This is a genomic window from Ensifer oleiphilus (assembly GCF_013371465.1).
Lineage (GTDB): Bacteria > Pseudomonadota > Alphaproteobacteria > Rhizobiales > Rhizobiaceae > Ensifer > Ensifer oleiphilus.
In genome coordinates, this window is the sequence record NZ_JABWDU010000001.1 from 488,719 (window position 1) to 514,001 (window position 25,283).

General features: G+C 63.3%; 22 protein-coding genes. 14 read left to right on the forward strand and 8 right to left on the reverse strand.

Annotated features, from left to right (window positions below; all coding sequences use genetic code 11):
* The first annotated feature begins 314 nt into the window (after nt 1-314).
* From HT585_RS02390 to HT585_RS02405, 4 genes are all read left to right on the forward strand, one after another.
* Nucleotides 315-4,097, forward strand: a complete 3,783-nt coding sequence (locus HT585_RS02390; RefSeq protein WP_176351453.1) for a peptidoglycan-binding protein — start codon at nt 315-317, stop codon at nt 4,095-4,097.
* Nucleotides 4,098-4,345: 248 nt separating this feature from the next.
* On the forward strand, nt 4,346-5,272 hold the full coding sequence (locus HT585_RS02395; protein ID WP_173418927.1) for a sulfite exporter TauE/SafE family protein: 927 nt from the start codon (nt 4,346-4,348) through the stop codon (nt 5,270-5,272).
* Entirely contained in the window at nt 5,272-6,075 is an 804-nt protein-coding gene (locus HT585_RS02400) for a TIGR02186 family protein (RefSeq protein ID WP_176351454.1), read from the forward strand. Before HT585_RS02395 ends, HT585_RS02400 begins: the two co-directional genes overlap by 1 nt.
* Nucleotides 6,076-6,355: 280 nt before the next feature.
* Nucleotides 6,356-6,592: an Lrp/AsnC ligand binding domain-containing protein gene (locus tag HT585_RS02405; protein ID WP_053248765.1), complete on the forward strand. Its 237-nt coding sequence runs from the start codon at nt 6,356-6,358 to the stop codon at nt 6,590-6,592.
* 7 nt (nt 6,593-6,599) lie between these two features.
* Here the strand turns inward: HT585_RS02405 and pdeM are convergent, their stop codons facing one another.
* Nucleotides 6,600-7,325 (reverse strand): ligase-associated DNA damage response endonuclease PdeM, encoded by a 726-nt coding sequence (gene pdeM / locus HT585_RS02410; RefSeq protein ID WP_176351455.1) that lies wholly within the window; start codon nt 7,323-7,325, stop codon nt 6,600-6,602.
* 46 nt (nt 7,326-7,371) lie between these two features.
* The gene (locus HT585_RS02415) at nt 7,372-9,915 is read right to left on the reverse strand and encodes a ligase-associated DNA damage response DEXH box helicase (protein ID WP_176351456.1); all 2,544 of its coding nucleotides are present in this window, start codon (nt 9,913-9,915) and stop codon (nt 7,372-7,374) included.
* A gap of 109 nt (nt 9,916-10,024) precedes the next feature.
* On the opposite strand from HT585_RS02415, the gene HT585_RS02420 reads away from it, so the two are divergent.
* Together HT585_RS02420 and HT585_RS02425 are read left to right on the forward strand one after the other, a co-directional pair.
* Entirely contained in the window at nt 10,025-10,528 is a 504-nt protein-coding gene (locus HT585_RS02420; RefSeq protein ID WP_176351457.1) for an Rrf2 family transcriptional regulator, read from the forward strand.
* A gap of 52 nt (nt 10,529-10,580) precedes the next feature.
* The gene (locus HT585_RS02425; protein WP_176351458.1) at nt 10,581-11,045 is read left to right on the forward strand and encodes a carboxymuconolactone decarboxylase family protein; all 465 of its coding nucleotides are present in this window, start codon (nt 10,581-10,583) and stop codon (nt 11,043-11,045) included.
* Nucleotides 11,046-11,112: 67 nt separating this feature from the next.
* On the opposite strand, the gene HT585_RS02430 is transcribed toward HT585_RS02425, so the two are convergent.
* Complete coding sequence (locus tag HT585_RS02430; protein WP_176351459.1) at nt 11,113-11,748, reverse strand: YitT family protein; 636 nt, start codon at nt 11,746-11,748, stop codon at nt 11,113-11,115.
* Nucleotides 11,749-11,855: 107 nt separating this feature from the next.
* The gene (locus HT585_RS02435; protein WP_176351460.1) at nt 11,856-12,794 is read right to left on the reverse strand and encodes a class I SAM-dependent methyltransferase; all 939 of its coding nucleotides are present in this window, start codon (nt 12,792-12,794) and stop codon (nt 11,856-11,858) included.
* A 153-nt stretch (nt 12,795-12,947) separates the two neighbouring features.
* Between HT585_RS02435 and HT585_RS02440 the strand changes: the two genes are divergently transcribed.
* From HT585_RS02440 to HT585_RS02450, 3 genes are all read left to right on the forward strand, one after another.
* Nucleotides 12,948-13,214, forward strand: a complete 267-nt coding sequence (locus HT585_RS02440) for a DUF6460 domain-containing protein (protein WP_077502863.1) — start codon at nt 12,948-12,950, stop codon at nt 13,212-13,214.
* Between the two features lie 2 nt (nt 13,215-13,216).
* Nucleotides 13,217-13,720, forward strand: a complete 504-nt coding sequence (locus HT585_RS02445) for a CAP domain-containing protein (protein ID WP_176351461.1) — start codon at nt 13,217-13,219, stop codon at nt 13,718-13,720.
* Between the two features lie 318 nt (nt 13,721-14,038).
* Complete coding sequence (locus tag HT585_RS02450; protein ID WP_176351462.1) at nt 14,039-15,397, forward strand: MATE family efflux transporter; 1,359 nt, start codon at nt 14,039-14,041, stop codon at nt 15,395-15,397.
* Here the strand turns inward: HT585_RS02450 and HT585_RS02455 are convergent.
* The gene (locus HT585_RS02455) at nt 15,373-16,461 is read right to left on the reverse strand and encodes a quinone-dependent dihydroorotate dehydrogenase (protein WP_176351463.1); all 1,089 of its coding nucleotides are present in this window, start codon (nt 16,459-16,461) and stop codon (nt 15,373-15,375) included. The genes HT585_RS02450 and HT585_RS02455 overlap by 25 nt on opposite strands.
* Entirely contained in the window at nt 16,458-16,805 is a 348-nt protein-coding gene (locus tag HT585_RS02460) for a DUF952 domain-containing protein (protein ID WP_176351464.1), read from the reverse strand. The genes HT585_RS02455 and HT585_RS02460 overlap by 4 nt, the downstream gene beginning before the upstream one ends.
* Nucleotides 16,806-16,927: 122 nt before the next feature.
* On the opposite strand from HT585_RS02460, the gene HT585_RS02465 reads away from it, so the two are divergent.
* Nucleotides 16,928-17,347 carry a hypothetical protein gene (locus HT585_RS02465; RefSeq protein ID WP_176351465.1) on the forward strand — a complete coding sequence of 140 codons (420 nt, stop codon included), beginning with the start codon at nt 16,928-16,930 and terminating at the stop codon, nt 17,345-17,347.
* Nucleotides 17,348-17,422: 75 nt separating this feature from the next.
* A complete protein-coding gene (locus HT585_RS02470; RefSeq protein WP_173418940.1) occupies nt 17,423-18,073 on the forward strand; it encodes a response regulator in 651 nt (216 codons plus the stop codon).
* 16 nt (nt 18,074-18,089) lie between these two features.
* Here the strand turns inward: HT585_RS02470 and HT585_RS02475 are convergent, their stop codons facing one another.
* Complete coding sequence (locus HT585_RS02475; protein ID WP_176351466.1) at nt 18,090-21,593, reverse strand: PAS domain-containing hybrid sensor histidine kinase/response regulator; 3,504 nt, start codon at nt 21,591-21,593, stop codon at nt 18,090-18,092.
* Nucleotides 21,594-21,867: 274 nt separating this feature from the next.
* On the opposite strand from HT585_RS02475, the gene mscL reads away from it, so the two are divergent.
* The 3 genes from mscL (at nt 21,868) to galE (ending at nt 24,914) form a co-directional block, all read left to right on the forward strand.
* Complete coding sequence (gene mscL / locus HT585_RS02480; protein WP_176351467.1) at nt 21,868-22,296, forward strand: large conductance mechanosensitive channel protein MscL; 429 nt, start codon at nt 21,868-21,870, stop codon at nt 22,294-22,296.
* Nucleotides 22,297-22,544: 248 nt separating this feature from the next.
* Nucleotides 22,545-23,711, forward strand: coding sequence for a pyridoxal phosphate-dependent aminotransferase (locus HT585_RS02485; RefSeq protein ID WP_176351468.1), 1,167 nt, complete (start codon nt 22,545-22,547; stop codon nt 23,709-23,711).
* 180 nt (nt 23,712-23,891) lie between these two features.
* On the forward strand, nt 23,892-24,914 hold the full coding sequence (gene galE, locus HT585_RS02490) for a UDP-glucose 4-epimerase GalE (RefSeq protein WP_176351469.1): 1,023 nt from the start codon (nt 23,892-23,894) through the stop codon (nt 24,912-24,914).
* Nucleotides 24,915-24,923: 9 nt separating this feature from the next.
* Here the strand turns inward: galE and HT585_RS02495 are convergent, their stop codons facing one another.
* Entirely contained in the window at nt 24,924-25,244 is a 321-nt protein-coding gene (locus HT585_RS02495; protein WP_176351470.1) for a chorismate mutase family protein, read from the reverse strand.
* Nucleotides 25,245-25,283 lie beyond the last annotated feature (39 nt).

A 25,283-nucleotide genomic window follows, 5' to 3' on the forward strand; every position in this document is an offset into this window, starting at 1 on the left:
ATTTTGACGTTTGCGTAAACGTCAAAAATAACGCTCGATCGAAGTTTCGTTCGTCGCCGGCGGGGCGCTGAAATCGCTGCCGCGCCGCACTCTCCATCGCCTACCCCTGTCAAAGCGTTAAAAAATCCGCGGCGGTTAACCGGTTGTTTACCACGTTTAATGAAAGGTGCGTGTTGAGATGGTCAAAGCTGCAACCGGTCCGGTCCTCGCATTGTTGTAGCTTTGCCCACGTCGGAAGTGCCGCAGGGGTGAAGGAAGCCGTTTCCTTCCGTGGCGACTTTCGAGATGGCCGACGGACAGGGGCGAAGAGTACAATGAACGGATCGCGATCAAATCCTCAGCGCGCTGGCACCCAGAGCTATGGCGAGCGACCCTCGCTGGACGCCCTGAACCGCACGATCGAGGGTCTGGAGGCCCGGATCGAAGGGTTGATGAACAGTGCGAGCCGCGAACAGCCGGCTCGTCCGGTCGAGCGCGAACGTGTTGCCCCCCGCGATATCGCATCCCCCCGTGATGCCGTTTCCGAAATCATGCAGCGCCAGCGGGCGCTGAGCACGTCGCGCGAGCGACCGCCTCTGAGAGACCGTGTGCCGCAGCGCGAGCCGGAACGCCCCGCTCTGCGCGAGCCCGAGCGTTACGTCGACGATATCAGGTCGCAGCCGATGCGTGCGCCGGTCGCCCGGCCACAAGCTGCCGTCAACGATATTGCCGAGGCGCTTGTCGGCTTGCGCCAGGACCTCAAACGCGACATCACCGATGGCCTCACCCGCGAGATGAACTCCCTGCGCGCCGAAATTCGCGGCATCAAGGCGCAGGCCGAGGATCACAGCTTTGCCGAGGACGTGCGCGGCGACATGCAGCGTCTGGCCGACAGCATCCAGCAGCTCGGTCGCCAGGCTTCGCCCGCCCAGGCCGACGCTCTGCGCGGCGATTTCGACGACCTGCGCAGCATGATCGACGGATTGGCGCGCGAAGACAGCGTTCGCCGGATGGAGAGCCGGTGGAACGGCGTCGAGGATCGACTGATCGCTTTCGACCAGAACCGTGACGACGAGCTGGTGGCGCTCGCCTATCGGCTCGACGAGATCAAGTCGCAGATCGGCGCACTTGGCAACAGCTCTGCCGTCGACGTTCTTGAAGACAAGATGATTGCGGTCGCGCAGGCGATCGAGATGCTCGGCCGCCAGATACAGCCCGACGACCGCCGCCTCGTCTCGCAGTTTGCCGATCTGGATGCACGCCTGGACGAGATCAGCCGGGCGATCGCCGCCAACAGCCGCAGTGCCGGCAGCCTTGAAAGCGGGTTCACCAATCGGCTGGAGTCCAGGCTCGGCGACCTCTCGCGCCAGATCGACGGTCTCTCCCGTCCTGTTGATTCCGGTCTTGGTGCCCGCCTTGAGGCGCTGGCTGCCCGGGTCGAGGATCTCGCCAGCGAGAAAGCGGCCGCCGGCCTCGAAGAGCGCCTGGATCAACTTTCCCTGATGATGGAGCGCAGCCACCGCAATGCGCAGCCGGACCTGACGGGCTACCTCAACGACATTTCCCGCAAGATCGAGGCCCTCGACCAGGGCAGCGTCAACGATGCGCTGGCCGAACGGCTGGATTACCTCGCGCGCCGCATCGACGAACTCGACACAATGAACGCCCATCCGGTCTCCGATCCGCGTTTCGACCGGCTCGAAGATCGTCTCGCCGGCATCGCGCAGCGGCTGGAAGAGACTTATGCGGCGCCCTTCGACGACCGCGCCGCCCTGCACAATCTCGAAGCGCAGATTGCCAATCTGTCGACGCTCGTCAGCCAGCCTCGCGTCGAGGCTACTGCTGTCATGCCTGTGGAATTCGAGAGCCGCATGAATGCGCTCGAGGATTATTTCGCCACCAGCGACGAGTATATCGTCGAGGCTGCCCGTCAGGCGGCCGAAGCGGTGATGGAGGCCTACTCCAAGCGCGGCATGCCGCAGGCGTCAGGCGGCGGCGATCTCGCGGCGATCTCGGCTCTGGCCGACGACCTGCGCACGCTCGAAGATCTGAGCCGCTCCAGCGAGGAGCGCACGGCGCGCACCTTCGAGGCACTGCATGAAACCCTCGTTCATATCGCCGACAAGCTCGAGCGTATCGAGGGACGCGAGCCTGCCGTGGCTGTGGTGCATTACGAGGCGCCGGTGGCGCGCGAAATGCCTGCCATGCCCAAGGCGGCGCAGCCGGAATTCAACGACCCCTTCACCGGCGCCGACCTCGATGACCGCTATCAGGACCTGCAGCGCAATGTCCGTGCCCTGCAGGCGGAAGACGACGGCGTCATTGCGGCCGCCACCGCGTCTGCCCATGCGATTGCCTTTGCCGGAGACGACGGTCAGGTTTCGACCATCGAGCCCGATGGCGGCCGCGAACAGACGGCTGCCCCGCGTACCGGCCTGCTTGCCGGCCTGACCCGGCGCTTCTCGGCAAAGCGTGTCGAGCCTGCACCGGAGCAGACAAGACAGTTGGTCGAGCCCGCCCCGTCCATCGACCCGTCCGAAATGCTGGCCCCGGAAGAGGCCAATCAGTTGCTGGAGCCCGGCTCTGGCGTTCCCGACGTCAAGAAGATCCTCGAGCGCGTGCGCGCCGGCCAGATGAACCGTGGCGGCAAACAGCCTGCTGACGGCGACAAGGCCGACTTCATTGCCGCCGCTCGCCGGGCCGCACAGCTGGCGGTCGAGGAAGCCGATGCGCTCAACAAGACCAAGGACGGTGGGGCTGCCAGCGGCATCGGTGGTGCCTTTGCCCGCCATCGCCGGCCGATCCTGATGGCCGTCGGCGCCGTACTGCTGGCGATCATGTCCTATCCGCTCGTCGGCACCATGTTGAAGGGCAGCGATGCGACCGTTGCCGAACCGGTGGCGATCATCAAGCAGAACGCAAGCCCGGTCGTCGAACAGCCTGCTATCGCCAAGCCGACTGAGATCGCTGGCGGCCAGACACCGGCGGCAGCCGTCGTTGCGACCGATGTCGAAGCGCTGCAGCCCTTGCCGGAAACGCCGCTCGATTCCGTCGAGCAACCGTCAACCGCCGTTCAGACGCCCGACGCCTCGACGCCGGCCGTTGACATCTCCGCGTCGACGACGGCGGCAAACGAAACACAGGCTCCGCTGCTTCAGCCGGTACCCGAAACAAAGGCGGCTGCAGCCGCCTCCACTTTCCAGTCCGCCCCGGCCGACGCCGCGCAGGCAGGAACCTTCGCGCCGGTCACCAAGGCGGCCGACGTCGTTCTGCCTGAGGGTTTCGGCCCGGTTGCACTGGTGACGGCTGCCAAGGGCGGCGACCCGCTTGCCTTCTACGAGATCGGCGCGCGCTTCACCGAGGGGCGCGGCGTCAAGGAAGATCTGGCGGAAGCTGCCAAATGGTACCAGCGCGCCGCCGACGGCGGCGTGGTGCCGGCCGATTACCGGCTTGCCAGCATGTACGAAAAGGGTTCGGGCCTCACGCGCGACGCTGCCAAGGCCAAGGTTCTCTATCTGAAGGCCGCAGGCCAAGGCAACGCCAGCGCCATGCACAATCTTGCGGTCATGCTGGCCAGCGGTCGCGATGGTGCGCCGGATTTCACCGAGGCGACAAAGTGGTTCGCCAAGGCGGCCGAACTCGGCGTTCGCGACAGCCAGTTCAACCTCGCCGTCCTCTATGCCCGCGGCAATGGCGTGCCGCAGGATCTTGAATCCTCCTACAAGTGGTTTGCCGCTGCCGCCCGCGAGGGCGATCTCGACGCAGCCGCCAAGCGCGACGAAGTCGCCAAGGCGATGAAACCCGAGCAGCTTTCGAGCGCCAAGGCCAAGGCTGACGCCTGGAAGCCGCAGGCGGTCGACGCCAAGGCGAACACGGTTGACGTGCCGGATGCCTGGGTCGGCCCGGCCAACAAGACTGCCTCGATCGACATGGGCAAGGCCATTCGCAATATTCAGGCGATCCTCAACAACAACGGCTTCGACGCCGGCAAGCCGGATGGCCAGCTGGGCAAGAAGACGGTTGCCGCGATCAAGGCTTTCCAGACATCCGTCGGCCAGGAGCCGACTGGTGAGATCACCGACCAGCTGGTGAAGGAATTGCTCAAGCGCAATTCCTGATCCGGTAGGGTCCGACGCCGCAATAAAGCCGCAGAACCGGGCCACAGGCTCTGCGGAGCCGAAGCTGTCCGCCATGTTGCTGAAAAGGTTGACAGCTCCGGCTGAGGAGCGCATGACGGAAGCCTATGCCACCTCGCCTTCGGGAGAGGTGTCGGCTTTCTTAAGATAATCCCCCTTCCGTGGTGAATTGCTTGCCACTGTGACGTTTTTCGCCCGCATTGCGGGCCGTTGGCATATCGAGGTCCGGCGTGTCGATTTACCTGCCCATCGCAGAGTTGTCGGTGAACATACTCATCATCCTCGGCATGGGTGCGGCCGTCGGCTTTCTCTCAGGCATGTTCGGCGTCGGCGGCGGCTTCCTGATCACGCCTCTCCTGATCTTCTACAACATCCCGCCCGTTGTCGCCGTTGCCACCGGCGCCAACCAGGTCGTCGCCTCCTCGATCTCCGGCGCCATCACCCACTTCCGCCGCGGCACGATCGACATCAAGCTCGGCACGGTGCTCTTATGCGGCGGTTTGGCGGGTGCTACGGTCGGCGTCTGGCTGTTCTCGCTGCTTCGCCGCGTCGGCCAGCTCGATCTCGTCATCTCGCTGCTCTATGTCGTTCTGCTCGGTTCGGTTGGTAGCCTGATGCTGTGGGAGAGCGTGCGCGCCATGCGCAAGGCGGCCAACAATCAGGCGACGCCGCTTCGCCGTCCCGGTCAGCACAATTGGGTGCACCGGTTGCCGCTGAAGATGCGGTTCAAGAAATCGAAGATCTATCTGAGCGTCATTCCCGTCGCGACGCTGGGCTTCTGCATCGGCATCCTGACATCGGTGATGGGTGTCGGCGGCGGCTTCATCATGGTGCCGGCGATGATCTACCTGCTGCGCATCCCGACCAATGTCGTCGTCGGCACCTCGCTGTTCCAGATCATCTTCGTCTCCGCCTACACGGTCATCGTCCAGGCCTCGACCAACTACACCGTCGATATCGTGCTCGCCTTCGTGCTGATGATCGCCGGCGTCATCGGCGCGCAATATGGGGTCAGGGTCGGCCAGAAGCTGCGCGGCGAGCAGTTGCGCGCGCTGCTGGCGCTGCTCGTGCTTGCAGTCGGCATCCGCCTGGCGATTGAGCTCGTCATTCCGCCGAAGGACGTCTACTCCGTCGTATCTGCGGGGTTCGGCTTCTGATGCTCCGTCTCGCTCGCATCGTCCTTGCTGTCACAACGTTCGCCTTCACCGCTCCGGCCTTCGCCCAGCTGCAGGACGAGAATGCCAACGATTTTACCGAAAAGCTGGAGATCGGCATCTCGACCGACGAGATCGCCATCACCTCGGATTTCCGCGGCGCCGACCTGACGATCTTCGGCGCGGTCGATGGCTTCGATCCGAACCTCCTGGCCCAGGGCAAGTACAACATCATCGTCTCGCTCGAGGGCCCGAAGGACAACGCGACGGTGCGCAAGAAGGAGCGAGTCTTCGGCATCTGGGTGAACACCAGCTCCATGACCTTCGAGCTGGTGCCGGAATCCTATTCGCTGTCGTCGACGCGTGACATCGAGACGATCGCGCCCCCGGGCGAGATGGGCAATATGGGCATCGGCGTCGACCATATGCGGCTTGTGCCGCTCGGCTTCGTCGGCGACGGCAGCAATCTCGGCGAATTCCGCAATGCCTTCCGCCGCATCCGCGAGACCAGCGGCGTCTATGAGCGCGATCCGGGCGGCGTGCAGTTCATCAGCTCCAGCCTGTTCAAGGCGTCCGTGCGCCTGCCGGCCAACGTGCCGAACGGCGTGCATGTCGTGCGCGCCTATCTCTTCCGCGACGGCACGTTCGTCGCCGCCAAGGCGCTGCCGCTGCGCGTGGTCAAGACGGGGGTGGAGCAGGTGATCACGCAGACGGCGCATGAGCAACCGTTCTTCTACGGCCTGTTCGCGGTGCTGCTCGCCGTCATTACCGGTTGGGGCGCAAGCCTGCTTTTCCGCAAGGATTAAAGTATGTCGCGCAAGAGTGTGTCGCGGTTTTGCGATAACGACATGCGTCTGAGCAAGAACGTAAAGCGCGCCATGCGTATCTGAAAGATCGCGACGCGCTTGATGTCGCCGGCCGCCGTTCCCTTTTGTGCGATGGACGGCTAAAGAAGGCCTGCTGCATCTTTCCTTAAGTCGGGAACGATTTAAGGAGAAAGTCATGCCGCAGGTCTAAAGCGCCACAGCGGCCTTGGCGCGTCATATTGGACGCGCGGCGCTGTAAGGCAGAAACAGAGGAAACTCCATGAAGCCGATTTTCGTCCAGTTGCAGTGCGCTCCCGGCAAGACCTACGAGGTTGCCGACGAGATCTACCGCAAGGAGATCGTTTCGGAAATGTATTCGACGAGCGGCGACTACGACCTCTTGCTCAAGATCTACATCGAAGAAGGCCAGGATATCGGCAAGTTCATCAACGACAACATCGCCACCGTTCCCGGCATCTCCCGCTCTCTGACGACGCTGACCTTCAACGCATTCTGACGGATGCTCAAGCGATCAGGTTTGTAAAGCGGACCGAATAGATTCGGTCGCGGCCGAGCATGTGCGCGACCAGCCTGGCGCGGTCGAACAATCCGGTCATTGCCCGGTGGCGCAGATCGAGACCGCCGGTGGTGACGCCGAAGGCCGGCATCAGCATCCGCTTTCCATCGGTGGCAAAACAGGCGCGTCGGACCGACTTTTCCCGCCTGATGACGGTTGCCGCCGGATGCAGATGGCCGGCGATTTCTCCCGCGGCATCGCCTCGCGACGGTTCATGGCGAAAGATAAGACCGGCGTGCTGGAATTCGTCCAGCGATATTCCGGGCAGGCCGCAGGCCCCATCGGGGTCGTGATTGCCGTTGATCCAGATCCATTCTCGCCCCATGGCCATTGCGGCGATCATGTGCCGGAACGTCTCGGGCAGGGCAACGGATCCGACCCGGTCATGAAAATTGTCGCCGAGGCTGATGACCAGTTTGGGATCATGGCGCGTTATCGCCGCTTCGAGCACGCGCAAGGTGGCAAGCGTATCGTAGGGCGGCAGCATCATTCCGCGCCGCGCGAAGGCCGCCCCTTTTTCCAGATGCAGGTCGGACACGACAAGCGTCCGTGTCTCCGGCAGATAGAGGCTGCCGAGCGGATCGCAGATTGCTTCGACCCCGTGGACGATGGCGCGCGCGGAAACCACGGTGCTGTCTGCGGGAGCCGATAATGCCTGGGCAAGCCTGTACATGCGTTTCTTCACGGTCCTTGGCGCGTTCGCGCGAACGCGCGCTATTCTATAGCGGCTCGGTGCCCATCGCCTCGTTTATCAGGTCGTCGGCGGCCTCCGATAGCAGGAAGTCCTGCGCCTCGCCCTGAACCGCTTCCTTGCCGATCTCCAGCATCACGGGCACGGCGAGCGGCGAAATCCGGTCGAGCCGGCGATGGGTGATGTGGCCCTTGATTCGCTTCAGCATATCCCCGAGCCGGCCGATGTCCAAAAGCCCTGTTGCCGCATCGTTGCGCGTTGCCTCCAAGAGCAGATGGTCGGGCTCGTGCGCGCGCAATACGTCGTAAATGAGGTCGGCCGAGACGGTCACCTGACGGCCGGTCTTTTCCTTACCGGGGTGCCGCTGGTCGATCAGCCCGGCAATGACGGCGCAGTTGCGAAACGTCCGCTTCAGGAGAAAGGATTCGTTCAGCCAGGCCTCGAGATCGTCACCGAGCATGTCCTCGTCGAAGAGGTCAGCAAGCGCTTTCCGGCGCAGCTGGAACGTTGTGCCGAGGTCGTCGAGTGCCCAGACGGCCAGCGAGTAGTCGGTGGCAACGAAGCCGAGCGGCTTCAGGCCGGCGCGGTCGAGCCGGCGGGTGAGCAGCATGCCGAGCGTCTGGTGCGCCAGCCGCCCCTCGAAGGCGTAGATCACCATGTAGTGCCGGCTGCCGCGGGGAAAGGTCTCGATCAAAAGCTCGTCTTCTCGCGGCAGCATAGAGACGTCGTTTTGCAGCGACAGCCAGTCGCGTACCTGTTCAGGCAGGCTCGCGCGCCGCGCCGGGTCGGCGAGCATTTTGCGCACCTGTTCGGCCAGATAGGTCGACAGCGGAAACTTTCCGCCCTGATAGCTCGGCACTTTCGGGTCGAAAGAAAACGCCTGGCTGACGAGACATTCGCTTTCGCGGATGCCTTCGAACCGCAGCACCTTGCCGGAAAACAGGAACGTGTCGCCTTGCGACAGCATCTCGAGGAAATACTCCTCGACCTTGCCAAGCGACATGCCGCCGCGGCCGAGCGAGCCGCGCTGGTTGCGCTTCACCATACGCACGTTCAGCATCGGTGATTCGACGATGGTGCCGACATTGAGCCGGTATTGTTGCGCGACCAGCGGATTGGAAACGCGAAAGAGCCCGTCCTTGGTCCTGCGGATACGGGCGTAACGCTCGTAGGTCTTGAGCGCATACCCCCCGGTCGCGACGAAATCGATGACGCGCTCGAAAGTTTCCCAAGGAAGAGAGGAATAGGGCGAGGCGCTGGTGATCTCCTCGTAGAGCGACAGCGGATCGAAGGGCGCTGCGCAGGCCATGCCGAGCACGTGCTGGGCAAGCACGTCGAGGGCGCCCTTGCCGACCGGTGGCGTATCCTGCGCGCCGATATAGTTGGCGTCGAGGGCTGCCTGGCACTCCATCACCTCGAAGCGGTTGGCCGGAACCAGGATCGCCTTCGACGGCTCGTCCATGCGGTGATTGGCGCGGCCGATACGCTGGGCGAGCCGGCTTGCCCCCTTCGGCGCGCCGACATGCACGACGAGATCGACATCGCCCCAGTCGATGCCGAGGTCGAGCGTCGAGGTGGCAACGACCGCGCGCAGCCGGTTCTCCGACATCGCTGCCTCGACCTTGCGCCGTTGCGCGACATCGAGCGAACCATGATGAAGGGCGATCGGCAGGTTGTCGTCGTTGATGGTCCAGAGTTCCTGGAACAGAAGCTCCGCCTGGCTGCGGGTGTTGACGAAGAGCAGGGTGGTCGCGTGCTCCTTGATCGCTTCGTAGACGTCGGCGATGGCGTAGCGCGCCGAATGTCCGGCCCAGGGCACGTGTTCGTCGGTGCGCAGGATGGAGATCTGAGGCCTGGCACCGCCCTTGACGGTCACAAGGCCGGCGTGCGCGACCGTGTCGGGCGACTGTGGCGCCAGCCAGCGCTGCAGGTCCATGGGATCGGCGACCGTGGCAGACAGGCCGATCGTCTGCAGCGAGGGCGCCAGACGGCGCAGCCGGGCAAGGCCGAGCGACAGCAGGTGTCCGCGCTTCGAGGTGACCAGCGAATGCAGCTCGTCGAAGACGACGTAGCGCAGATCCCGAAAGAAGCGCTCGGCTTCGCCGTTAGCGAGCAGCAGCGCCAATTGCTCCGGCGTCGTCAGGAGAATGTCGGGCGGATTGAGCTTCTGCCGCTGGCGCTTGGCCTGCGGCGTGTCGCCGGTGCGGTTTTCGACGCGCACCGGCAGGCCCATCTCGCCGACCGGCTTCATCAGATTGCGCTCGATATCGACGGCAAGCGCCTTCAGCGGCGAGAGATAGAGCGTGTGAATGCCTCTAAAGGCCGAACCCGGAGGAATTTTCCCGCGCCGGGTGAGATCGACCAGGGAGGGGAGAAAGCCGGCAAGCGTCTTGCCGGCCCCGGTTGGCGCGATCAGCAGCGTGCTTTCGCCAGCCTCCGCCCGTGCCAACAATTCCAGCTGATGGGCGCGGGGCTGCCAGCCCCTTTCGCCGAACCAGCGAAGGAAAGGGGCGGGCAAGGTCAGTGCGTCGCCTTGCGGGCGTGGGGAATCGATCCTGTTCACGGAGAACAAAGGTAGATCAAATCCGGCAAAAGAGAAGGCCGAGACACCCACGATCGCATGGCGATTGACTCTTCATCGAATCGTGGATAAAAAATATCCATGAATAGGGAGAGGGCAAATGAAACTCGGGGACGGTGTCGAGCAGGCGATCCACAGCGTGACGATGCTGAGCTGTCTTCAGCCCGGCAGCACGCTGTCGGCGGCAGCGCTGGCCGAATTTCACGGGGTGTCCGCGAGCTATCTCCTGAAGCATTTGCAGGCGATGTCAGGAGCAGGGCTGCTTGAAGCCGTCCCAGGCCCCAAGGGCGGTTATCGTCTCGCCCGCCTGCCGGCAAAGATCAGTCTGCTCGATATCGTGCTTGCGGTCGAAGGCCCGGAGCCGGCGTTCCGCTGCAACGAGATCCGCCTGCGTGGCCCCAATCCCTATGCCTGTAAGCCGAAGACGCTGTGCACCATCAACGTCGCGATGCTGAAGGCCGAACAGGCCTATCGCGCCGAGCTTCGGCGCGTGACCATCGCCGACATCATGGAAGACCTCAGAACCAAGGATGACGGCAGCATTTCCGCGAGGACCAACGCGTTCCTCGCGGTCAACGAGCGCAAGTCGGCCGCCGGCGCCTGAAATCTTGATCCCCATCCACCTGCCGATCCCCATCCACCTGAAGGAGAAGACCATGCAACCGCGTTTGAACTTCGTCAAAGCCGCCCCCGATGCTTATAAGGCCGCGGCAGCCTTCGACAGCTACATCATCAAGGAATCGGGCCTCGATCCGCGCCTGATCCACCTGATCAAGCTGCGCGCCTCGCAGATAAACGGCTGTGCCTATTGCATCGACATGCATGTGAAGGAGGCGCGCCACACCGGCCTGAGCGAGCAGTGGATCCACCTGATCTGCGCTTGGCGCGAATCGCCGATCTATGACGCCCGCGAACGCGCGGTGCTGGCCTGGACCGAGGCGCTCACCAACCTAGCCCAGACCGGCGCGCCGGATGCGGATTTCGAGCCGCTGAAGGAGCATTTCGACGAGGCGGAGATCACCAAGATCACGATGGCCATCGGCGTCATCAATGTCTGGAACCGCGTTGCCGTCGGGCTGCGCTCGCAGCATCCGGTCGATGCACCGGCAAAGGCTGCCTGATACCGCCCACCATCGAACAACGAAAAAGCCCCGGTTCTGGATGCCGGGGCTTTTTCGATTCAGCGCTTCAGAGTGCGATGTAGCGGTCGGCGCGGTGGTTGATGGCCACGAACAGGTTGAGGACCACAGCGCCGAGCACCGACCAGGCGACGACCGAGGGGCTGGTGACGCCGAAGGCGGCAACCAGCACGACCATGTCGATCGCCAGCTGCACCAGGCCGGCGCGAACGCCGAAACGTTCCTGCAGGTAGATGCCGAGAATGCCGACGCCGCCGAGGCTGGCGCGGTGGCGGTAAAGTGCCAAGAGGCCGTAGCCGAGAAGCAGGCCGCCGATGAGGGCCGCCCAGGCCGGATGGATGTCGCCGATCTGGAACAGGCGCGACTGGATATCGGTCAGAAACGAGGTTACGCCGATGGCGATGAAGGTCTTGACCGTGAAGGCCGGCCCGAGCCTCTTCCAGGAGAGATAGAAGAACGGCAGGTTGAGCAGGAAGAAGGCAAGGCCGAAGTTCACGCCGGTCGCATAGTGCAAGAGGAAGGCGACGCCGGCGGTGCTGCCGGTGAGCAGGCCGGCGCTGGCAAGGAAATAAAGGCCGAGTGCTGCAATCAGGCTGCCGGAGAAAATGCCCTGCAGGTCCTCGACCGGTGTGTGCCGGGTCGGGCTGGTGTTCCAAAGACCGAAAACGCTGCTGCTCAGAGTCATGGCAAAAACCTCGATTGTGATGGCCAAGCAATGCTGCAACGCACAAAAACAATCAAGAAAAATATGTCAGTAATGCTGACGTATTTTTGCGAACCAGCCCTGCGTTTTTAGGCAGGCTTGCGGGCGAGAAACAGGATGCCCGTGATAGGCTGGCCTGCATCCATGCGGATGACGGTCCGCTCCACGGCCACCATTTCCAGGCGGTGTGAAGCGAGAAGGTCGCGGATATAGGCCTCGCTGTGGGCATAGCGCAGCGACGGACGCAGGACAAAACCATCCAACGTGCCGGCATCCTCCACCGAAAAGGCAAACAGGCCCCTGCTGGAAAGCAGCTCGCAGACAATCTCGGCGACGCCATCGAGACTGCCAAGATACATCAGGACGTCGGCGGCGCTGACAAGATCGGCGCGCGCCGCCGCAAAGTTGCCGAAGACACCGGATTGTTCGGGAGGTAACGACAGGTCGGCCCGGGCCAGCCGGTCATAGACGGCTTTCGTCTCGGCCTTCGCCAGCATGTTGGCAGAAATGTCGAAGCCCTCTAGAAATGCCGTCCGTTCGCGGATGCGCTCGCCGAACAGTCCGGTGCCGCAACCAAGGTCGACCACATGCTCGAATTGCGCGCCCGCAGTTGCGCTTTCGATGAGCGCGGCGAGCTTTTCCGGCACGGTGTAATCGAGCTTCTCGACCAGCGCATGATCGAAGCGGTCGGCGTAGTCGTCGAACAGCCGCTCGACATAGAGGCTGGGCGGTTGTTCCGGCATCTCGGTGGCGCCGAGCAGCGCCAGCTTCAGTCCGGCACCGAAGATGTCTTTCGGGTTGAGGACCAAGGTTTTGCGCAGCGCGTCGATCGCCGCCTCTTTCCGGCCCGATTTTTCCTCATAGTCCGCCAACCGGAACCAGCCGGCAGCCCACTCGGGTACGCGCTCGAGCGCTTGGCCCATGAGATCGGCCGCACTCTCGGGCTCGCCGGCCTCGGCAAGCATTTTTGCGTAGTCGGCGCGGCGGTCGGCGATCAGGTCGCCGGAGGAGAGCTGGTTGAGCGTCATCAATGTGAGATGTTGGTTGCGATCAGCGCTTCTGACGCCGGGCCGGGCAAAACACAAGCGGAATCTGAAAGCCGGGCGGATACCCGCCTTTTCCGGTGACTTGCGAGGGTGCGAATGGCAGCTTATGTGAAGGGAAACAGGAGTATTTCGCCGATGTCGGACGGAGTGAACAGATTTTTGGGGGATTCGCCGCTGCGCGTTCTCGTCAAGCTCGTCGTGGTGTCGATCCTCGTCGGCTTCGTCATGACCGTTTTCGGCTGGTACCCTGCCGACATCTATTTCGGCATCCGCAACTTCCTGCTCGACCTCTGGCATACGGGCTTCTCGGCGCTCGGTCGGGTCGGCGACTATCTGCTTCTGGGTGCTGCGATCGTCATCCCGGCCTTCATCATCCTGCGTGTCATGAGCTACCGGCGTTGAGCATGAAGGATCAACTCTTCCTCATCGAGCGGCGCGCTCTTCTGCGCGCCGGCGCTGTGCTGTCGCTCGGTATGCTTGCCGGCTGCACCACCTCCAACGTGCTGACGCCGGCAACGGGCACCGGCAGCGACCAGACCGCGGCGAGCCTCGGTTATGTCAACGCGCTGCGCAAGAGCAAGGGTCTGCCGTCGCTGGTGGCCGACCGAGCGGCCTCCGCTGCGGCCATGAGCCAGGCCGCCAGGATGGCCAAGGTCGGCAAGATGCAGCATCTGATCGGCTGGAACGACAGTTTCTACGACAGGATGAAGGGCCAGGGCGTGACGTTGCCGGCCGCCGAAAACATCGCCGTCGGCCAGGACGACGCCAAGCGCGCCTATGACGCCTGGTACCGGTCGCCGAAGCACCTCGAAAACATGCTCGGCAATTTTCGCGGCCTCGGCGTTGCGGTGGTGCAAAACGCCGCGTCGGGCAACCGTCCCTATTGGGCGATGGTGCTGTCGGGCTGATAGCCCCGAGAATGACTTCGGCCGCTCATCCCCCTGCCGGGACCTTCTCCCCGCAAGCGGGGAGAAGCAAATCCCGCCTCACTCGTTCGAACCTACAATTGCCGTTCTTGACGTCGTGCTGTTTGGTGGCGGCGCATGCCAACTGATAGTTCGGCGGTCGCGCGCGTCACCTCTCGCCGCAGGCGGGGAGAGGGAGGGTGAGGGGCTTTTGCGCCGTCGCAGTGTTGTTGATTGCGACGACCGTCCGCAGTACCTTGCGCCCGCCTGTGATCTTTCCCTAAAACGGTCGTCACGCACTCGTTCGATCAGGACTGCCCGATGACCGCCGTTTCTCCCGCTTCGCCGAGCGATCCCGCCGGTCCCTTCGAAGTCACCCACCGGCTGATCCTGGCGATCGCGCTGCCGATGACGCTCGGCTTTCTCACTACGCCGCTGCTCGGCCTGGTCGACACCGCCGTCGTCGGCCGCATGGGGCAGGCGACGCTGCTGGCCGGGCTTGCCGTCGGCGCGATCATGTTCGACCTGATCTTCACGACGTTCAATTTCCTGCGGGCCGCCACGACCGGCCTCGTCGCCCAGGCCTATGGCCGGGGGGATCGGCGTGAACAGCAGGCCGTGTTCTGGCGTTCTCTGGTCATTGCGCTCACGGCCGGAGTTGCGGTTGTTGCCCTGTCGCCGCTGCTGCTTGCCGGTGGTCTATGGCTGATGGGTCCACCGCCAGAAGTGGAGGCTGTGACACGCACCTATTTCCTCTGCCGCATCCTCTCGTCGCCGGCGGCCCTTGCCAACTATGCCATCCTCGGCTTCGTGCTCGGACGGGGCCAGGGCACGACCGGACTTCTGCTGCAGGCGCTCATCAACGGGGTTAACATCGTCCTTTCCATCCTGCTCGGGCTGGTGCTGGGCTGGGGTGTTGCCGGCGTCGCGATCGCGACCGTGACCGGCGAGATCGTCGGTGCCCTGGTCGGCTTTGCCATCGTCTACGGTCGATTCGACCGGAACGATGCGCCAAGCTGGGCGATGATCTTCGACCGCGAGCGGCTGAGGCCGCTGTTCGGGCTCAACCGCGATATCATGATCCGCTCGTTCGTGCTGGTTGCGGCCTTTGCGCTGATCACGCGCATCGGTACGGCTTTCGGGCCGGTAACGCTCGCGGCAAACGCGGTGCTGATGACCATTTTCCTCGTCGCCGGCTACTATCTCGATGGCCTTGCCAATGCGGCCGAGCAATTGATCGGTCGTTCGATCGGTGCCCGTTACCGCCCGGCCTTCGATCGAGCCCTGAAGCTGACGATGGCCTGGTCGCTCGGTCTTGCCGCCCTGACGACGGCGGCGCTCCTGTTTTTCGGGCACGGGCTTGTCGATCTCTTGACGACGGCACCCGACGTTCGCGCGGTCGCCTACGAATATCTGCCCTGGGCGGCGCTGACGGCGACAACCGGCGCGCTCGCCTTCCTGATGGATGGGGTCTTCATCGGCGCCACCTGGTCGCGCGAAATGCGCAACATGATGCTGGCGGCCCTTGGCGGATACATCGCCGCACTGGCGGTCCTCGTGCCCGCCCTTGGCAACCACGGCCTATGGGCGGGGCTCAACCTGTTCCTGTTGATGCGTGGCCTGTTTCTTCTTGCCAGAATTCCGGCGAAGGCCGGTCAGACCTTTCGCTCGGCCCAGTAATCGAGGCGGCTGTCGCGCAGATCGCGGATCGATGTCAGGCCTTCGCGATCGCAGAGATCGGAAAGCCCGCGCACGATCCGCCCGGGAAGCGCCGGTCCTTCATAGACCATGCAGGAATAGAGCTGCACCAGATCGGCACCGGCACGGATCTTTTCCGCAGCCGTTTCGGCCGAGCTGACGCCACCGACGCCGATGATCGGCAGGTCCGGCCCGACGCGTTTGCGCATGCGGGCGAGCACGGCCGTCGATTTTTCAAACAGCGGCTTGCCGGAAAGGCCGCCGGCTTCCTTCGCCTGGGCCTGATCCTTGAGACCATCGCGCGAAAGCGTAGTGTTCGAAACAATCAGGCCGTCGAGATCTTGGGCAAGCGCTTCGGCGGCGATGTCGTCCATGCCTTCTTCGGTCAGATCGGGTGCGATCTTGAGGAACACCGGCACGCGCCTGTTACTGCGCGAGGCTTCCTCGTCGCGTGCGGCAAGCACCGCCGAAAGCAGCGTCGCCAGGCTCTCGCGGGCCTGCAGGTCGCGAAGGCCGGGCGTGTTCGGCGAGGAGATGTTGGCGGTGAAGTACTTGGCGACCGCGTAGAAGGTGTGGATGCCGCTGACATAGTCGCCGATACGGTCGGCGCTGTCCTTGTTGGCGCCGATATTGACGCCGATCAGCGCATCCCGCGAGCAGGCCTTCAGCCGCGCCAAGGCTGCGCCATGACCCTCATTGTTGAAGCCGAGGCGATTGATCACCGCTTCGTCTTCGACCAGACGGAAGATGCGCGGCTTGTCGTTGCCCGACTGCGGGCGCGGGGTCACCGTGCCGATCTCGGTGAAGCCGAAACCGATCTTCAGCAGCGCTTCCGGTACTTCGGCGTTCTTGTCGTAGCCGGCGGCCATGCCGATCGGGTTGGGGAAGACAAGGCCGGCAACGGTCTGGGCGAGCCGCATGTCCTGCCCCCTTGGACAGCTCGGCACGAGGCCGGTCTTCAGAGCCTTGATCGACAGGCCGTGGGCGGCTTCCGGATCGAAGAGAAAGAGGCCGCGGCGGGCGAGATTGGCAAAGGGATTGTTCATGCGTCGAGTTCCGGGAAGATGTGACGGCCGTCGGCGCCGAGTGGCAGCGGCTTTTCCCAGAGCACGGCCGAAAGGAACAGCGGTGCATGGAGATGCGGAAAAAGGGCACCGCCGCGCGACGGTTCATACACCAGCTCTTCACCCAGCGCATCGCCATCGATCGCAACCAGCAGCAGGCCTTCCTGCCCTTCGAAGTGGCGGGCGGCGGTTTCGATTGCCTGCTCACCGGTCGAAAAGTGGATGAAGCCGTCTGTAAGGTCGATAGGCGCGCCATTGAAACGGCCGGTGCGCCTGGCTTCCTGCCATAGTGCGGCCGGAACGATCTTGTATATGATTGAGCTCATGATGCCCGCTTGTCCGTCGTGATATCTTGTCGTGGCCTTGCCGCAAATATCGGCAATTGTCCATTGCTGAAGGTCGTTCACCGGCGGATTTCCGCCCTGATGTCCGCAATGGAGAGGAAGTGATGAAGAAAGCAATCGCAGTTCTGCTGGTCGCCGCTGGCTTTGGCCTTGCCGCAGGCGCGCGCGCCCAGGAGCCGACACCCGGTCGCTACGCCATGCAGAAGTCGGAGACCGGCATTGCCCGGCTCGACACCCAGACCGGCGAGGTCTCGCTCTGCCTGGAGAAGGATGGCCAACTCGTCTGCCGCATGGCCGCCGATGAGCGCACGGCCTTCGAGTTGGAGATCGATCTATTGACCAAGCGGGTGGAAGCGTTGGAAAAGGCCGTCGAATCCGGTGGAGGCGTCGCAAAACCGGACCTTCCGACCGACGAAGAGATTGACCGGACAATGGGCATCATGGAAAGAATGATGCGCAAGTTCATGGATATCGTGAAGGATCTTGACGGCAGCAGCGACCCCGCGTCGCCGCAGAAGACCTGACGGGTCGGACGGACCGTGCGGCGACAACCGGCGTGGGGACGTGGGTTGTAGCCGAAGCTCTTGGGAGGGAGCGACATGACGCCGGACATGACCATCATCATCGCAGACGATCACCCGCTGTTTCGTGGCGCGATGCGGCAGGCATTGAGCGGCATGGCCGGTGCGCCTGCCATCGTCGAAGCCGGCGACTTTGCCGCCGCCCGCAAGGCCGCCGCCGATTGTCCCGATGCCGACCTGATGCTGCTCGACCTGACCATGCCGGGTGTCAGCGGCCTGTCGGGCCTGATTGCGCTGCGCGCCGAATTTCCAAGCCTGCCGGTCATGGTGGTGTCTGCCCATGACGATCCCGCGACGATCCACCGTGCGCTCGATCTCGGCGCCTCCGGCTTCCTGTCGAAATCGGCGGGCATCGAGGAAATCCGCGGTGGTATCGAGAAAGTCATGGCCGGCGAAGTCTTCGTGCCGGCCGGCTATACGCAGGGGCAGGAATATGAGCCCGAGGTGGCCGATCTCCTGCAGCGGCTGCAGACATTGACGCCGCAGCAATCGCGGGTGCTCAGCATGCTCGGCGAGGGCCTGCTCAACAAGCAGATCGCCTATGAACTCGGGGTTTCCGAGGCGACCATCAAGGCGCATGTCTCGGCGATCCTGTTGAAACTCAACGTCGACAGCCGCACGCAGGCGGTCATCCAGCTTTCGAAGATAGGCACGGTCGCGGCGGCCTGAAGTCGCCGGATCAGGCTTACTCCGCCGCCGCTTTCGCAGCTGTTGAAAGCTGGGTCAGCCACGCGCGCATTGCGGCGGGGCGAACCGGCTTGTTCTGCAGGCCGACGCCGTCGCGTTCCGCAGCACCACGGACTTCCGGCGATCGGTCGGCAGTGACCAGCAGGGCCGGGATGTTTTCGCCAAACAGCGCCCGGATCCGAGCGATCGCCTCGATCCCTGTGCCGTCGTCGAGGTGGTAGTCGGCAATGATGGCATGCGGGCGCTCCTGCGCGGACGCCGACACCTCAGTGCAGGCGGTAAGCGATTCCGCCGTCGTGACGACGCAGCCCCAGCCCGATAGCAGCACCCGCATGCCTTCGATGATGCGCGGTTCATTGTCGATGCAGAGCACGCGCAGCCCGTTGAGCGCCTCGCTGGCCTTCGTCGTCGGGGCAGGCCCGACGGTGACCCGTTCTCCAGCGGTCGGATCGAGCGGCACGGTGACCTTGAAGCCGGTGCCCTTGCCGGGTTTCGACTGCAGGCTGACAGGATGGTTGAGCACGCGCGAGATACGGTCGACGATCGAAAGCCCCAGGCCAAGGCCGGACGCGGTGCGCGCGCCTTCGTCAAGCCGGGCGAACTCCTTGAAGACCGTGCGGAACTTGGAAGCGGGTATGCCGATGCCGGAATCCAGCACCTCGATCGTCGCCATCTTGCCGCGCCGGCGCACGCCGACGAGCACCTTGCCCCGAAGCGTATATTTGACCGCGTTCGAGACAAGGTTCTGGACGACGCGCCTGAGCAGGTTCGGGTCGGTGCGCACCACCAGCGACGTCGGCATCACCACCAGTTCTAGGTCTTTTGCCCGCGCCATCGGTGCGAAATCCGTTTCGACGCGGCGCAGGAGATCGTTGAGCGGCACGGACTGCAGCCGTGCCTTCATCGCCCCGGTGTCGAGGCGGGAGATATCGAGCACGGCGCCGAGAATGGCCTCGACCGATTCGAGCGAGGAATCGATGTTTTCCACCAGCGTGCTGTTGTCGGATTCCCCCAGTCGCTCGACAAGCGAGGACGAGTAGAGCCGGGCGGCGTTGAGCGGCTGCAGGATGTCGTGGCCGGCGGCGGCAAAGAACCGCGTCTTGCCGATATTGGCTTCTTCGGCCGCCGCCCGCGCTTCGGCCAGCTCGTGGTTCACGCGGGTCAATTCACCGGTGCGCTCGGCGACGCGCAGCTCAAGCGTTTCGTTGGCCTGTTTCAGCGCCATGTCGGCGGCGACGCGCTGGGTGATGTCGGTATAGGTCGTGACGATGCCCTTGTCGGGCATGGCATTGGTGCGCACTTCGATGATCTGCTGATCGTTGCCTAGCTCAAGCAGGAACGGCTTGTCGAGCGTCAGGAAGTTGGCGATCAGTCGCTTCTCGTCCTCCTTGCGGATGTCACCGCGCTTGGTGAGAATCGCGACGATGTCGGCCAGCGGAAAGCCCACCTGGCCGGCCGCCTCCGGCAGGTCGAGCAGCTGGCGGAAGCGCCTGTTCCATATGATCAGATTGTTGGCATTGTCGAAGACGGCGATGCCCTGGTCCATCTGCGAAAGCGCGGTCTGCAGCATATCCTGATTGTATTGCAGCGCTTCGCTTGCCTGGTCGAGCAGCCAGGCCGTATCCGATGAAGTGTCGTCCACCCGCTGCAGCACCAGCGAAAAGACGAGGCGCGCGGAGGACGAACCGATGGCGCTGCCGAGCAGCTGCTCGGAAAAATGCACGAGCGCCATGTCGGCCGGAGCATTGTCGTCGAGCCAGCGGCCGGACTGGCGTTCATAGGTGTGGAACGAGCGCTGCATCCGCTCGTCGCCCATGTAGCGGGCGATCGTCGCCTTGAGGTCGCGAACGGTAACCTTGGTCTTGCGGCCACGAAACGCTCTTTCGCTGCGCGAGCGCCTGGTGATGAAGACGCCGGCCTGGAACCGTTCGAGCGGCTTGGGCGCACGCGTCAGGGAGGCGAGCACATACATGGTCAGGTTGACCAGCAGGCTGAGGGCCGTGGCGTTGACCAACGGATCGGCGTCGGCTCCGGAAAAGACGTCGGTGAAGGGAAGCAGGAAGCTGAGCACCGTCGTTGCGACATGCGAGTTGTCAGGCCCGCCAAGGCTCGGCAGGAACAGGAGATAGGCCCAGACGAAGAAACCCGAGACCATGCCACAGATCGCGCCACGGGCATTGGCCTGCCGCCAGACGAGACCGCCGAGCAGCGACGGGGCCATCTGTGAGATCGCGACAAAAGACAGCAGGCCGAGCGAGGCGAGACCGGCGCTGATGTCGGCCGAACGGTAATAGGCATAGCCGAGCAAAAGCACGACGAAGATCGCCGTACGGCGGATGTTGAGCAGCGTGCCTGCGAGATTTTCCTGCAGCCCACCTCGCTGGCCGAGGTTTCGGCGCAGGAACACCGGCATGACGATATCGTTGGAGATCATGATCGACAGCGCCACGGAGGCGACGATGACCATCGCCGTCGCGGCGGAAAAACCGCCGATGAAAGTGATCAGCGTCAACAGCGGCAGGCCGTTGGCGAGCGGCAGCGTCAGGAGATAGAGGTCGGCGTCGCCGGAGCCGGAGAAGGTCAGGATGCCGGCGATGGCGATGGGCAGGACGAAGAGGTTGATGGCGACGAGATAGAGCGGAAAGAGAATGCCGGCGGTGCGCAATTCGCCTTCCGTGCGGTTCTCGACGACGGTGACGTGAAACTGCCGCGGCAGCATGATGATCGCGAAGGCCGAGGTGACGATCAGGAGGATCCAGCGCGCGATCGGCGTTTCGTAGTGGAGCGCCTGCTCGACCGCCGGGCTCTGCTGGGCGAGCGCCCACAGGTGCGACGGTCCGTCGAAGATCACGAAGACGATGTAGAGGCCGGCGGTGATCAGCGCCACCAGCTTGACCACCGATTCCATCGCGATCGCCAGGATTAGGCCGTCCTGGTGTTCGGTGGCATCCGTATGGCGGGTGCCGAAGACGATGGCGAAGCAGGCGAGAAACAGGGTGACGAGAAGCGGCAGGTCGATGAAGCTTTGCCCAGCGCCGATGCCATAGTCGCTGGTGTTGATCATGGCCGCGACCGAGCTCGAGATCGCCTTCAGCTGTAGCGCGATATAGGGCACGGCGCCGACCAGCGAAATCAGCGCGACGATCGCGGCGACCGCGGGGTTCTTGCCGTGTCGGGCGGCAATGAAGTCGGCGACCGACGTCAGCTTCTCGGTCTTGGCGAGCCGGATGATCTTGCGGATCAGCGGCATGCCGAGTGTGAACATCAGGATCGGGCCGATGTAGATGCCGGTGAATTCGAGGCCACGCTCGGCCGCAAGCCCGATGCCGCCGAAATAGGTCCAGGACGTGCAATAGATCGCAAGGCTCAGCGCATAGACCAGCGGCCTGCCTTTGACCGCAGAGCTTTTTCTCCTGGCCCGCCTGTCGCCGTAGCTTGCGACTGCGAAAAGCAGCAGCAGATAGGCGAAAGCCGAGGCGAAGATGACCGAACCCGAGAGCATGCCTCATTCCTCCGGGCGTCAGCATAGGCCAAGTCCGGGAGGTTGAGAATTGCCTCCGGCATCAGTCTTAAGTCCAAGGCGAGACTGGGAAAAACGTGGCCGGTCTGCAGTCTTGGATCGCGTGCGGCCCGCGACCGCAGAACTCGCTTGCACGCGATTTGATCAAAGGCAAAGAAAGGTTTCTTCGCTGGCGGCTTTGGTTTAGATTTCGTGAACGGTTGCAGCGCGGGACAGCGCCGGCGGTCGCCTTCAACGGGGATATACGGAGAGACGTATGCTGAATGAGTTCAAAGAGTTTATTGCCCGCGGGAACGTCATGGATCTCGCGGTCGGTGTGATCATCGGCGCTGCCTTCAGCAAGATTGTCACGTCGGTTGTCGAAGACCTCGTGATGCCGATCGTCGGCGCTCTGACGGGCGGCGGCTTCGATTTCTCCAATTACTTCCTGCCGCTCTCGGCCAATGTGACGGCGACGTCTCTGGCTGCTGCCCGTCAGCAGGGTGCCGTCTTTGCCTATGGCAACTTCATCACCGTCCTCATCAACTTCCTGATCCTCGCCTGGATTATCTTCCTGATGATCAAGGCGGTGAACCGCATGCGCGCATCGCTCGAAAAGCAGAAGCAAGCAGCACCGGCCGCACCGCCGCCGGAGGACATCCTGCTTCTGTCGGAAATTCGCGACCTGTTGAAACAGCGCGCCTGAGTTTTGTTTTCGCGGGCTCCGCCCAGGGGCGGAGTCCGCGAAACATCACAGAAATCAATAAACCGGTCAGATAAAGTCGTGTGATCGCCGCTGCGAAAGCGGCTAGAAGCGATGGGCAATTGCGGAGCGGGGTTGAGGAAAGGCATGTGCGGCCTTCCGATCGCCTGTCTCTAACCTATCAGAATCGTTCACGTTTATCATCCTGTGGACGATCCGTCCCAAGATCGTCGTGATCCAGGAGCCCGTCGATGACCATCATGACCACCATCAGCCCCCGTGCACTCGCAGCGCCGGAAAGCGGCATCGTCGAGGTTGTGAATTATGCCCGTGGGCGCGACGGTCTGATCCCGCTCTGGGTGGGTGAAGGCGATCTTTCGACGCCAGCCTTCATTTCCGAGGCGACCAGCGAAGCGCTGCTCGCCGGTGAGACCTTCTACACCTGGCAGCGCGGCATTCCGCCGCTGCGCGAGGCGCTGTCGCGATACTATCAGCGCCGCTTCCAGAAGGATCTGTCTCCGGACCATTTCTACGTCACCGGCTCGGGCATGCAGGCGATCAAGCTTGCGATCGAGGCCATCACCTCGCCAGGCGATGAAATGGTGCTTCTGACCCCCGCCTGGCCGAATTTTGCTGCCGCCGCCGAACTGTCGGGCGCCAAGCCGGTCCCGGTGCAGCTTCGTTTCGAAAACGGCATGTGGCAGCTCGACCTTGAGCGACTCGAAGCGGCGATAGGCCCGAAGACCAAGGCCCTGTTCATCAATACACCGTCGAACCCGACCGGCTGGACCGCGAGCCATGACGATCTGCGCGCCATCCTTGGACTTGCGCGCAAACACGGCCTGTGGATCGTCTCCGACGAGATCTATGCGCTTTATCATTACGCTGGCGGCCGGGCGCCTTCCTTCCTCGACGTGATGGACGATGACGAGCGCATCATCTTCGTCAACTCCTTCTCCAAGAACTGGTCGATGACCGGCTGGCGCGTCGGCTGGATCGTTGCGCCGCCGGCAATCGGCCAGGTGCTTGAAAATCTGGTGCAATACGCGACCTCGGGCGTTGCACAGTTCATGCAGCGCGGCGCCGTGGTGGCTCTGGACGAGGGCGATGCTTTCGTCGACGCCAACATCGCCAAGGCGGCACAGAGCCGTGACCTGCTTTGCGACGCATTGATTGCCACCAATCGGGTCGAGACGCTGAAGCCCGACGGCGCGATCTATACGTTCCTCAAGATCGACGGCGTTACGGATTCGCGCGCGGCGGCCATCGACATCGTCGACAAGACGGGTGTCGGCCTTGCGCCGGGAACAGCCTTCGGCGATGGCGGTTCGCTGTTCATGCGTGCCTGCTTCCTGCGCGATCCGGCGCAGGTCGCCGAAGCGGCAAGCCGCCTGCAGAATTACATTCTCGGCCGCTGAGCCTCCGTCCTGGCCTCGGCCCGTGGGTGTTGCGGCCCGCGGGTTCCCGGCGTGACCCTTTCTTAACTCTACACCAAGGAATTGTGCCCACGCGACCGTGCCGGCGTGCCGCCTTTACCTATTCCGAAAGCATCGATGGGCTTTGCTGTCTGCGATGGTCTAGGGAACGGGACGCAGCGAATGGCCGTGTTGGTAACGGGCGGTGCCGGCTATATCGGCAGTCACATGACGTGGGCGTTGCTCGACGCGCATGAGGATGTGGTCGTGCTCGATCGGCTATCGACCGGTTTTCGCTGGGCCGTGCCGCCCGAGGCACGCTTCTATCGCGGTGACGTCGGCGACAAGGCCTTGCTTGCGCGGATCTTTGAAGAACACGCCATTGACGCGATCGTGCATTTTGCAGGCTCTGCGATCGTGCCTGAATCCGTTGCCCATCCATTGGCCTATTACCAAAACAACACCGCCAATACCTGCACGTTGATCGAGGCGGGCATAAAGGCCGGGGTCGGTCATTTCGTCTTTTCGTCGACGGCCGCCGTTTACGGTAGTCAGGACGGTGAAGACCCGGTCCGCGAGACGGCGACACCCCACCCGGAAAGCCCTTACGGACTGTCGAAGCTGATGGCCGAGTTGATGCTGCGGGATGCAGCGGCTGCGCATGCATTCCGCTATGTGGCGCTGCGCTATTTCAATGTTGCCGGCGCCGACCCCAAGGGCCGAACCGGCCAGTCGACGACGGGGGCGACGCACCTGATCAAGGTCGCCTGCGAGGCCGCCCTCGGCAAAAGGCCAAAGATCGATATCTACGGAACCGACTATCCGACACCGGATGGAACCGGCGTGCGCGATTACATCCACGTCACGGATCTGGTCGAAGCCCATATGCGCGCGCTTGCCTATCTCAGGGCCGGCGGGGAGCCACTGGTCAGCAATTGCGGCTATGGCGAGGGTTTTTCCGTGTTGCAGGTCATCGACGCCATCAGGCGCCTCTCCGGCCATGACATCGCAGTCGAGCATGGGCCGAGGCGACCGGGCGATATCGCACGTATCGTCGCCGATCCGTCGCTGGCGCGGCTGAAGCTGGATTGGGTGCCAGTCCATGCAAGCCTTGAAGTGATCGTCCAGAGTGCATTCGCCTGGGAAGAACATCTCGCACGCAAGAACAGCTACGATCTGGCGCGTCCTCTGATCCGGCTGGCGTGAGTTGCGCGATCAGCGCGCTTGATCGTCGCCGTCCGTCTCGCCCAGTATCTTCTGCTCGTGCGCGATGGCGTGGTTGATCAGCCGCGCCCAGAGATCCTCGTAGAAAGCCGGGTCGAGGCCTTGGCTTTCCGCATTCTTGCGGGCATTTTCCCGCACTTCCATCACCCGCGCCGGGATATCGGCTTTCAGGTTCAATGGCCGTTTGATTTCCGCCGCCCGGTCGATATAGCCCCAGCGCTCGGCGAAAAGTGCCATCAGCGCCTGATCGAGCCGATCGATCTCGGCGCGCACGTCCGCCATATCAGTGCATTCGGCTGGGGTCTTTTGCATCTGTCTCGTCCGGTTGCGGCAGGGATGCCTGGCGCCCCG